Consider the following 10839-nt stretch of genomic DNA (forward strand, 5'->3'; position numbering starts at 1 on the left):
CACTCCTAACGCTTGTGGCCTGTGTCCAGCTTGCGCTCCAGATGCATGGAGTAGCGGGACATACCGAAACAGAAAATCCAGAACACCAGGGCCGCGAACACATAGCCCTCGGTCGCCATGCCCAGCCACGCCGGGTCGGCTGCCGCCTGCTTGACGCTGTTGAGCAGGTCGAACAGGCCGATGATGATCACCAGGCTGGTGTCCTTGAACAGGGCAATGAAGGTGTTGACGATGCCGGGGATCACCAGCTTCAGGGCTTGCGGCAAGATCACCAGGCCCATGCTGCGCCAGTAGCCCAGGCCCATCGCCGCAGCCGCTTCGTACTGGCCCTTGGGGATGGCCTGCAGGCCACCGCGCACCACCTCGGCGATGTATGCCGACTGGAACAGGATCACCCCGATCATGGCCCGCAGCAGCTTGTCGAAGCTCATGCCCTCGGGCAGGAACAGCGGCAGCATCACCGACGACATGAACAGCACGGTGATCAGCGGCACGCCGCGCCAGAACTCGATGAAGGTCACGCACACCACCTTCACCGCCGGCATCTTCGAGCGCCGCCCCAGCGCCAGCAGAATGCCCAGTGGCAAGGCACGACGATGCCCACGGTAGCAATCACCAGGGTCAGCATCAGGCCGCCCCACTGGCTGGTCGGCACCTGGGTCATGCCCAGCACACCGCCATGCAGCAGGAAGTAGGCCATGACCGGGTACAGCACCAGGAAGCTCAGCCCGTACACCGCCTTGCGCGGGAAGCGCGAGATGAACAGCGGCGCCGCACCGATCACCGCCAGCCACACGGTCAGGTCGACCCGCCAGCGCAGTTCGCTGGGGTAGTAGCCGTACATGAACTGGCCGAAGCGCTGCTGGATGAACACCCAGCAGGCGCCCTCCTTGGTGCAGTCGGCGCGGGTGCTACCGACCCAGTTGGCATCGAAGATCGACCACTGCAGCAGCGGCGGCACGATCAGCCACACCAGGTACACCGCCAGCAACGTCAACAGCGTGTTGAGCCAGCTGGAGAACAGGTTGGCGCGCATCCAGGCGAGCACACCCACGGCCTTGACCGGAGGTGGCATATCAGGTTTGAAAACATGGGAAGTCATGCGCGTTTCCTCACCGCTCGATCAGCGCAATGCGCTTGTTGTACCAGTTCATCAGCAGGGAAATGCTGATGCTGATGGCCAGATACACACTCATGGTGATGGCAATCACTTCAATCGCCTGGCCGGTCTGGTTGAGCACGGTGCCGGCGAACAGCGAGACCATTTCCGGATAACCGATACCGGCGGCCAGCGACGAGTTCTTCGCCAGGTTCAGGTACTGGCTGGTCAGCGGCGGGATGATCACCCGCAGCGCCTGGGGAATGATCACCTTGCGCAGCGTCGGCCCCTCACGCAGGCCCAGCGAGCGCGCCGCTTCGGTCTGGCCGTAGCTCACCGAACGGATGCCCGAACGCACGATCTCGGCAATGAACGCCGCGGTGTAGATGGTCAGCGCCAGGGTCAGTGCCAGCAGTTCCGGGATCAGCACCCAGCCACCGACAAAGTTGAAGCCCTTGAGTTGCGGCATTTCCCAGCTCAGCGGGTTGCCGAACAGCAACACGCTCAGCCCCGGCACCACCAGCAACAGGCCCAGGCCTGCCCAGAACGTGTGAAACGGCACGCCAGTGGCCTCGAAGCGCCGGTTGGCCCAGCGCACCATCAGTGCGATGGCCACGCCCGCCAGCAGCAGGCTCAGCGCGAATGCCCAGAAACCGGGTGCCATCGAGGCACCCGGCATGTTCAGGCCACGGTTGCTGATAAAGAAGGTGTCGCTGAAATTGATGCTGCCACGCGGCCCCGGCAGGGTCAGGAACACCGCGAAGTACCAGAACAGGATCTGCAGTAGCGGCGGGATGTTACGGAAGGTCTCGACATACACCGTGGCCAGCTTGTTGATCATCCAGTTCGGTGACAAGCGCGCCACACCGATGATGAACCCCAGCAGGGTGGCCAGGATGATGCCGATGAAGGTCACCAGCAGCGTGTTGAGCAGGCCGATGACGAACACCCGTGTGTAGCTGTCCTGCTCGGTATACGAGATCAGGTGCTGGGCGATGCCGAAGCCGGCGCTGCGTTCGAGAAAGTCGAAGCCCGAGGTGATGCCCCGGTGCTGCAGGTTGGTCTGGGTGTTGTGGAACAGGTACCAGCCCAGACGACCACCACCGCGATGGTGAGGATCTGGAACAGCCACGCACGCACACGTGGATCGCTCAGGGACAAGCCCTTGGGTGCGCCGATTTGATTTTGCATGAAAGGCCCCGAAGAGTAGGAACGAAACGGGCTGCGGCGCGCCTGCGCCGCAGCCTGCTCCCGTCAGCGCACCGGTGGTGCGTACTGGATGCCGCCGTTGTTCCACAAGGCGTTCAGACCGCGATCGATCTGCAGGGGCGTTCCTTTGCCCAGGTTCTTCTCGAACACTTCACCGTAGTTGCCGACCTGCTTGACGATCTGCACCACCCAGTCCTTGGGCAGCTTCAGGTCCTTGCCGTACTCGCCGTCGGCACCGAGCATGCGCGCCACGTCAGGGTTCTTGGTGGCCTTGGCTTCGGCTTCGACGTTTTTCGAGGTGATGCCCATTTCCTCGGCGTTGAGCATGGCGAACAGGGTCCACTTGACGATGCTGAACCACTCCTCGTCGCCCTTGCGTACCACAGGCCCCAGTGGCTCCTTGGAGATGGTTTCGGGCAGCACCACGTACTCGGTCGGCGCCGCCAGCTTGGAGCGCTGTGCGTACAGCTGCGACTTGTCGGAGGTAAGCACGTCACAACGGCCCGACTCCAGCGACTTGGCGCTTTCATCGGAAGTGTCAAAGGTGATCGGGGTGTACTTCAGGCCATTGGCGCGGAAGTAGTCGGACACGTTCAGTTCGGTGGTGGTACCGGCCTGGATGCAGATGGTCGCGCCATCCAGCTCCTTGGCGCTGGAAACACCCAGTTTCTTGTTCACCAGGAAACCGATGCCGTCGTAGTAGGTAACGCCGGCAAACACCAGGCCCATGCCCGAATCGCGCGAACTGGTCCAGGTAGTGTTACGCGACAGCACATCGACTTCGCCCGACTGCAACGCAGTGAAACGCTCCTTGGCGTTGAGCTGGCTGAACTTGACCTTCTTGGCGTCGCCGAACACCGCCGCGGCGACCGCACGGCACACGTCCGCATCGATACCTACGATGGTGCCCTTGGCATCGGGCACCGAGAAACCCGGCAAGCCGTCACTCACGCCACATTGAACGAAACCCTTCTTCTGCACTGCGTCCAGGGTCGCACCCGCCTGGGCGAAGGCACTGATGCCCAGCGCTGCGGCAGCCGTCACGACCGCCAGGGTGGATTTCAACATCTTCATTCAAACCTCCAATTCGCTCTTGTTGTGTTGAGCCGGGGTTGCACCGCACCCTTATGAGGCGCATCCGACCCGTGTTGGCTTGTTTTTGGGTCAATTGGCGCAATAGGCTGTTCTGTGACAGCCTTGGGTACCCTCAATGAGGTGTTACCGTCCAAACGCGTAATCTCACGTCGGAAGTTACTTAGCAAAGCGCGTACCACTCTGTGCGGCTAAAGCGTTTCAGTGCCAGTCAACAGGCAAACTTTCAACAGTGCGACACGTTTGATGGCGAATCGCCCTTCAGTGCCTTTTTTTCATGCACGCAAACAGGCCAGCGTGCACATTTTCGGAGCAGCCATGACCCAGCCCTTGATCCTTGAACCCCAGCATGCCGCCGACGCCTGTGTGATCTGGTTGCACGGCCTGGGGGCCGACCGTTACGACTTCATGCCGGTGGCCGAAGCGTTGCAGGAGGTGCTGCTGAGCACGCGGTTCGTGATGCCGCAGGCGCCGCACCAGCCGGTCACCATCAACGGTGGCTATGAAATGCCCAGCTGGTACGACATCAAGTCCCTGACCCCGGGGGCGCGGGCAATCGACGAAACGCAACTGGAGGCCTCGGCACAATCGGTCATCGACCTGATCAAACAGGAGCAGGCCAAAGGTATCTCGCTCTCGCGCATCATCCTCGCCGGCTTTTCCCAGGGCGGCGCGGTCGTGCTGCACACCGCCTATATAAAGTGGAAGGAAGCGCTGGGCGGGGTCATGGCCCTGTCCACCTATGCGCCGACGTTCAATCAAGGTGTCGAGCTGACCGCCAGCCAGCAACGCATTCCGGCGCTGTGCCTGCACGGCGTGTACGACCCGGTGGTAATACCGGCCATGGGCCGCACCGCGTACGAGCACCTCAAGGCCTGGGGCGTCAGCGTGGAATGGAAGGAGTACCCGATGGAACACGCGGTGCTGCCTGAAGAAATCAACGACATTGGCACCTGGCTGGCCGAGCGGTTGCGCTAAAAGCAGGCTTGCCTGTAGTTGTCGGAGCAATCCACTACGCCGCGCCCGAATCTTGCATTACACTGGCCGGCGTACATTCCTTAACCAATTGATGAGATGACCGTGCTCAAAGCACTCAAGAAGATGTTCGGCAAGAGCGAGGTTGAGCAACTCGCCACCGAAAGCGTTGCTCCCGTGAAGCAGCCGCCCGCAGCACCCAAGGCCCCGGCCCCCACCGTGCAGCCCCAGGCCGAGCCTGTGGCGCCAGTCCATGCTCACACGCCGGTCGAGGCGCCGGGCAGCCAGCCGGTCGAGGCCAAACCGCGCCGTGAGCGCAAACCAAAGCCCCAGGCCAGCACCTGGAAGCTGGAAGATTTCGCGGTAGAACCGCAGGAAGGCAAGACGCGCTTCCACGACTTCAAGCTCTCGCCCGAGCTGATGCACGCCATCCACGACCTGGGCTTCCCCTACTGCACGCCGATCCAGGCCGAGGTACTGGGCTTCACGCTGCGCGGCAAAGACGCGATCGGCCGGGCCCAGACCGGTACCGGCAAGACCGCCGCGTTCCTGATCTCGATCATCAGCCAGCTGCAACAGACCCCGCCGCCCAAGGAACGCTACATGGGTGAGCCGCGGGCGCTGATCATCGCCCCTACCCGCGAGCTGGTGGTGCAGATCGCCAAGGACGCTGCCGAGCTGACCCGCTACACCGGCCTGAACGTGATGACGTTTGTCGGCGGCATGGACTTCGACAAGCAGCTCAAGGCCCTCGAAGCCCGTCACTGCGACATCCTGGTGGCAACCCCGGGCCGCTTGCTGGATTTCAACCAGCGCGGCGAAGCGCACCTGGACATGGTCGAGGTGCTGGTGCTGGACGAAGCCGACCGCATGCTCGACATGGGCTTCATCCCGCAGGTTCGCCAGATCATTCGCCAGACACCGCCCAAGAGCGAGCGCCAGACTTTGCTGTTCTCGGCCACCTTCACCGAAGACGTGATGAACCTGGCCCAGCAGTGGACCACCGATCCTGCCATCGTCGAGATCGAGCCGGAGAACGTCGCCAGCGAGACCGTCGAGCAGCACGTGTATGCCGTGGCCGGGGCCGACAAGTACAAGTTGCTGTACAACCTGGTCACCGAGAACAAATGGGAACGGGTCATCGTGTTTGCCAACCGCAAGGACGAAGTGCGTCGGATCGAAGAGCGCCTGGTGCGCGACGGCGTGAATGCTGCACAGCTGTCCGGTGACGTGCCGCAGCACAAGCGCATCAAGACCCTGGAGAACTTCCGCGAGGGTCGTGTGACCGTGCTGGTGGCCACCGACGTGGCGGGGCGTGGTATCCATATCGATGGCATCAGCCACGTGATCAACTTCACCTTGCCGGAAGATCCGGACGATTACGTGCACCGTATCGGCCGCACTGGGCGGGCGGGCATGAGTGGTGTGTCGATCAGTTTTGCGGGCGAAGACGACTCGTACCAGTTACCGGGTATCGAGGCATTGCTGGGGCGCAAGATCAGTTGCGAGACCCCGCCGACCGAGTTGCTCAAGCCGGTGGCGCGCAAGCATCACTGAGTGGTGGAGCAGACAGACAGAGCGCAGCCCTTGGGGGCTGCGTTTTTTTTGCATTGCCTGGTCCGGCCTCTCGGCCGGCAAGCCAGCGAAGGGCGCACCACAGGTCCGGATTGAAACTCCATTTGATGTCGGCACTGTCGCAGATCTACACTATCTGTCCATAATAGACAAAATAGTTTAATAGGAGCGCCGCATGTCCACGCCACTCGTGATCGACCAGCCCCTTGCCCACCAACTGCTCACGCAAGTGGACGTGCCGCAGATCCTGCGCAAACTGTTTCGTGACCTGGCCGCCGGCCACGCCGTGCAACCGCCACAGCAATTGGTGGAGTTTCCAGCCGACAAAGGCGATTTCATCAACTACGGCGGCGTACTCGCCGAAGACCGCGTCTACGGCATCAAGACCTCGCCCTACATCGTGCGCGACGGTGCGCCGCTGATCACCGCCTGGACCCTGCTGATGTCGATGGACAGCGGCCAACCCCTGCTGCTGTGCGACGCCGGTGAACTGACCACCGCACGCACCGCCGCCACCACCGCCGTGGCCGTGGACGCCCTGGCCCCTGCCAACGCAAAACGCCTGACCCTGATCGGCAGCGGCCCTGTTGCACAGGCTCACCTGCACTACGTGCGCGGCCTGCGCGAGTGGCAGGACATCCGCCTGCATTCCCCCAGCCTCAAGAGCAAGCGCACCGCACAGCGTGACGCCCTCACCGCACTGGACCCGCGCCTGAGCCTGGTTGACGACCTGCAAGCGGCCCTGCACGACGCCGACGTGATCCTGCTCTGCACCTCGTCGGCCAAGCCGGTGATCGACCCGCGCCAGCTCAGCAAGCCAGCCCTGATCACCTCGATCAGCACCAACGCACTACGCGCCCACGAAGTGCCGCCCGAGTGCCTGGGCGACATGGACGTCTACTGCGACTACCGCGTGACCACCCCAGGCTCGGCCGGCGAAATGCGCATCGCCCGCGAACAGCACGGCTGGCAGGCCGAAACGATAGTCGGCGACCTGCCCCAACTGCTCAGCGAACAGGCGCCACGCCCGAGCTACCAGCGCCATGCCTTCTTCCGCTCCATCGGCCTGGGCCTTGAAGACATCGCCCTGGCCAACGCCCTGTACCGCCTGCACGGGTGACGCCTGCGCGCGTTTGCGGCACACTCCCAGCGCCCTTTGCCTGGGGCGCTGACACCGCCTGGAGCCTGCCCGAATGCCGACACCGCCCCGCGACCCTGCGCTGGACAATTTCCGAGCGATCGCCGACGCCATCGCCACCTTGTTCTTCCCCCACGCCGAAGTGGTGCTGCACGACCTGCGCAGCCAGAAGATCGACTACATCGCCAACAACCTGTCCAAGCGCGAGATCGGCGACGAAGCCGCGCTGGAGGACATGTTCGAGGCAGGTACCGACGAAACCAACATCGGCCCCTACGAGAAACTCAACTGGGACGGGCAGAAGATCCGCTCGCTCAGCACAGTGCTGCGCGACGCCGCCGGCAAGCCGCTGGCGGTGCTGTGCATCAACCTGAACATTTCGCTGTTCGAGAACGCCAAGGCGGCGCTGGACCTGTTCCTCTCACCCAACCGACTGATTGCCCAGCCCGACTCGCTGTTTCGCGATGACTGGCAGGAGCGCATCAATACCTTCCTCAACAGTTGGCTGCGCGAACGTCAGCTTGCGCTCAGCACCCTGAACCGTGATCACAGGCGTGAACTGGTGCTGGCGCTGCACGCCGAAGGGGCGTTTCGCGGCAAGAGTGCGGCCAACTACGTGGCCAATGTGCTGAATATGGGGCGGGCCACGGTGTACAAGCACCTGAAGGAACTCAAGGCCTGAGGGCGTCAAGCCTTGAGCTGGACGTAGGTCAGTCGCCGTAGATATCGGACTTGAAGTACTTGGCCTGAATCTTCTGGTACTCGCCGTTGGCACGGATCGCATCGATTGCCTGGTTGAGCTCGCCGACCAGTTGCGTGTTGCCCTTGCGCACCGCGATCCCGGCGCCCTCACCCACGTATTTGGGGTCTTTGAGCTCAGGCCCGACAAACGCGTAGCCCTGGCCCTTCGGCGTCTCCAGGAAGCCCAGCTGCAGCGGGATGGTGTCGGCGAACACGCCGTCCAGGCGCCCGGCGACCAGGTCCATGAAGATCTCTTCGTTGCTGGTGTAGCGCACGATCTCCACGCCCTTGGGCACCAGCACGGCGGTCACGTAACGGTCGGTGGTGGTCGCACGCTGCACACCGATACGCTTGCCCTTGAGGCTGGCGTACTCGGCATCGACCTGGATGCCTTGCTTCATGGCCAGGCGCGCCGAGGTGAAATAGTACTTGTGGGTGAAATCCACCGACTTCTTGCGCTCTTCGGTAATGGTGATCGAGGACAGGGCCGCATCGATTTTCTTGACCTTGAGCGACGGGATCAGGCCGTCGTACTCCTGCTCGATCCATTGGCACTTGGCCTGCATCTGCGCGCACAGGGCGTTACCGATGTCGTAGTCGAAACCGCTGATGGTGCCTTCGGCCGTCTTGAAGGCGAAGGGCGGGTAGGCGGCTTCGATGCCGATGCGCAGGGTCTTTTCGGCAGCGAACGACGGAGCGGCGGCAAACAGGCTCAAAGCCAGCGCGGCAAACAGGGAAGTGGGTTTCATCAAGGTCTCTCTCGCTCGTTATTGGTGATGTGGTGCAAGACAGATAAAAGGTGACCGGCACACAGCGGCCTGGGCTTGTTTTGTACTTATAAATCCATAATGGACTTAATGGTATTAAATTTCAACGGTGACGCCGTGCGCGCCTCACTTTCGGAAGGCTCCTACATAACGCATCGAGCACTGGGGTTAGATTCACGCTTCGATCAGTTGCCCCGGTCACGCCCATGCCTACCCATACGAGCCCCATCCTGTACCTGCAACCGATGCCGCCCAGCGACTTCGACGCATTTCGCCAACGTTCGATCAAAGGCTACGCCGATGATCTGCAGCAACGCCACGGCGCTGCGGCACACGCCCACCTGCATGCCGCCATCCGCAGTTTTGACGGCCTGCTGCCCAAGGGCCTGGACACACCCGAGCAGCATCTGCTGCAGATCCGACTGCCACAGATACACGCACCTATCGGCGTGCTGTGGTACGAATGCGAGGCACTGAGCGCGCAGGAGGCGTTCATCAACGAGATCGAAATCGCTCCGGCGTATCGCCGCCAGGGCCATGGGCGGGCCGCCCTGCAGTTGCTGCAGGCACGCCTGCGTGCGCAAGGGGTCACGCGCCTGGAACTGTCGGTATTCAGCCACAACCGCGCAGCACGTGCGTTCTACCGCACGCTGGGGTTCTCGCCGTCGACCCTGACCCTGGGCAAGGCCTTGTGATCACCAGCGCGCAGCCGCCGCTGCATCACTGTCCTTGCCTTCCACCCAGCGTGGCCCGTCGCTGGTCTGCTCTTTCTTCCAGAACGGCGCGCGGGTCTTGAGGTAGTCCATCACGAAATTGCACGCATCAAACGCCGCCTGCCGGTGTGCACTGGCCACCCCGACGAACACGATCGGCTCGCCCGGCTGCAGGGCACCGATGCGATGCAGCACCTCGACCTTGAGCAGCGGCCAGCGTTGCTCGGCTTCCAGCACGATCTTGCCCAAGGCCCTTTCGGTCATGCCCGGGTAGTGCTCCAGAAACATTCCCGCCACCTCGCGCCCGTCATTGAAGTCGCGCACGTACCCGACGAATGTCACCACTGCGCCCACTCCGACGTTGGCGGCATGCATCGCATTGGTTTCAGCGCCAGGGTCGAATACGCCGGTCTGCACTCGAACACTCATTTCAGCCTCCGGTCACTGGCGGGAAGAATGCCACTTCGTCGCCGTCGGCCACCGGCTCGGCCAGCTTGCACAGGTCCTGGTTGCGCGCGCACATCAGGTTCTGCTCGGCCAGCAGCTCATACCCTTCACCCTGCGCCAGCAGCGCCTCGCGCACGTCCGCGACCGTGGCGAACGAACCCTCAAGGCGCTCACCGTCACGCCCCAGCACCTCGCGATAACGGGCGAAATACACGACGTCGATCTTCATGGCGCCTCCACCTGATAGTGCCCGCTCTTGCCGCCCAGCTTCTCCAGCACCCGCACACTGTCGATGGTCATGCCGCGGTCGACTGCCTTGCACATGTCATAGATGGTCAAGGCTGCCACGCTGGCCGCCGTAAGTGCTTCCATCTCGACGCCGGTCTGCCCGGCCAGCTTGCAGCGCGCCACGATATGCACGGTGTCGCTACCCTCTGCCGACAGCTCGACCTTGACGCTGGTGAGCATCAGGGGATGGCATAACGGGATCAGGTCACTGGTTTTCTTGGCCGCCTGGATGCCGGCGATGCGCGCCACGGCGAACACATCCCCCTTGGGATGAGCACCGTCGACGATCATCTGCAGGGTCTGCGGCTGCATGCGAATCCGCGATTCGGCCACCGCTTCGCGGGACGTCACGGCTTTGTCGGTGACGTCGACCATGTTGGCACGACCTTGGGCATCGAGATGAGTTAGCACGTTAAGGCTCCTGGACATGAGCCTCGATTGTAACCCCAGGTAACCCGACAAATATCTACCCCGGACGGCAATTTGCTCGGCGTAGATTGGCCTGCGAGCAGCCGACTCGCTGCTTGAACCCATTGATGCCAGGAGGCACAAGCATGAGCGCAGCAGAAAAACGCCAAGAAAATCGTTGGCAAACCCTATACCACCACGCGTGAAGCCGAACTCAAGGCGCTGGTACCCGGCCACGTCATCGACAAACTGAGCAACAACCATGTGCGCACCATCAAGCCCAAGACCACCTATGTGGTGGTAGACAAGGACGAGACCGTGATCACCGTGCTGGTCGGCGCCTGATCCGGCACTGGCGGCACAAAAAAACCCGGTGCATGCACCGGG

The 10839-nt window shown here is 62.5% G+C and carries 10 protein-coding genes and 2 pseudogenes; 5 read left to right on the forward strand and 7 right to left on the reverse strand.

All coding sequences use genetic code 11. From position 1 onward, the window contains the following. Positions 1-5 precede the first annotated feature (5 nt). The 3 genes and pseudogenes from G3436_RS08520 to G3436_RS08530 form a co-directional block, all read right to left on the reverse strand. Positions 6-1102 (reverse strand): annotated as a pseudogene (locus G3436_RS08520) (amino acid ABC transporter permease). A 10-nt stretch (positions 1103-1112) separates the two neighbouring features. Next, positions 1113-2290 (reverse strand): annotated as a pseudogene (locus G3436_RS08525) (amino acid ABC transporter permease). Positions 2291-2353: 63 nt separating this feature from the next. After that, positions 2354-3382 (reverse strand): amino acid ABC transporter substrate-binding protein, encoded by a 1029-nt coding sequence (locus G3436_RS08530; protein WP_163943563.1) that lies wholly within the window; start codon positions 3380-3382, stop codon positions 2354-2356. A 336-nt stretch (positions 3383-3718) separates the two neighbouring features. Between G3436_RS08530 and G3436_RS08535 the strand changes: the two genes are divergently transcribed. The 4 genes from G3436_RS08535 (at position 3719) to G3436_RS08550 (ending at position 7770) form a co-directional block, all read left to right on the forward strand. Continuing rightward, entirely contained in the window at positions 3719-4378 is a 660-nt protein-coding gene (locus G3436_RS08535) for an alpha/beta hydrolase (RefSeq protein WP_163943565.1), read from the forward strand. A 102-nt stretch (positions 4379-4480) separates the two neighbouring features. After that, positions 4481-5932: an ATP-dependent RNA helicase RhlB gene (gene rhlB / locus G3436_RS08540; RefSeq protein ID WP_338001220.1), complete on the forward strand. Its 1452-nt coding sequence runs from the start codon at positions 4481-4483 to the stop codon at positions 5930-5932. A 193-nt stretch (positions 5933-6125) separates the two neighbouring features. Further along, positions 6126-7070: an ornithine cyclodeaminase family protein gene (locus G3436_RS08545; protein WP_163943569.1), complete on the forward strand. Its 945-nt coding sequence runs from the start codon at positions 6126-6128 to the stop codon at positions 7068-7070. A gap of 73 nt (positions 7071-7143) precedes the next feature. Next, on the forward strand, positions 7144-7770 hold the full coding sequence (locus G3436_RS08550; protein WP_163943570.1) for a helix-turn-helix transcriptional regulator: 627 nt from the start codon (positions 7144-7146) through the stop codon (positions 7768-7770). A gap of 28 nt (positions 7771-7798) precedes the next feature. On the opposite strand, the gene G3436_RS08555 is transcribed toward G3436_RS08550, so the two are convergent. Next, a complete protein-coding gene (locus G3436_RS08555; protein WP_163943573.1) occupies positions 7799-8578 on the reverse strand; it encodes an ABC transporter substrate-binding protein in 780 nt (259 codons plus the stop codon). Between the two features lie 224 nt (positions 8579-8802). Here G3436_RS08555 and G3436_RS08560 point away from each other — a divergent pair, with 224 nt between their 5' ends. Further along, positions 8803-9291 carry a GNAT family N-acetyltransferase gene (locus G3436_RS08560; protein ID WP_163943576.1) on the forward strand — a complete coding sequence of 163 codons (489 nt, stop codon included), beginning with the start codon at positions 8803-8805 and terminating at the stop codon, positions 9289-9291. On the opposite strand, the gene moaE is transcribed toward G3436_RS08560, so the two are convergent. The 3 genes from moaE to moaC are packed head-to-tail and all read right to left on the reverse strand — an operon-like array spanning position 9292 to position 10455. After that, on the reverse strand, positions 9292-9738 hold the full coding sequence (gene moaE / locus G3436_RS08565; protein ID WP_163943579.1) for a molybdopterin synthase catalytic subunit MoaE: 447 nt from the start codon (positions 9736-9738) through the stop codon (positions 9292-9294). 1 nt (position 9739) lies between these two features. Further along, positions 9740-9985, reverse strand: coding sequence for a MoaD/ThiS family protein (locus G3436_RS08570; RefSeq protein ID WP_163943581.1), 246 nt, complete (start codon positions 9983-9985; stop codon positions 9740-9742). Further along, positions 9982-10455 carry a cyclic pyranopterin monophosphate synthase MoaC gene (moaC, locus tag G3436_RS08575; RefSeq protein WP_163943585.1) on the reverse strand — a complete coding sequence of 158 codons (474 nt, stop codon included), beginning with the start codon at positions 10453-10455 and terminating at the stop codon, positions 9982-9984. Before moaC ends, G3436_RS08570 begins: the two co-directional genes overlap by 4 nt. Positions 10456-10839: the final 384 nt, after the last annotated feature.

This window comes from Pseudomonas brassicae, assembly GCF_010671725.1.
Taxonomy (GTDB): Bacteria; Pseudomonadota; Gammaproteobacteria; order Pseudomonadales; family Pseudomonadaceae; genus Aquipseudomonas; species Aquipseudomonas brassicae.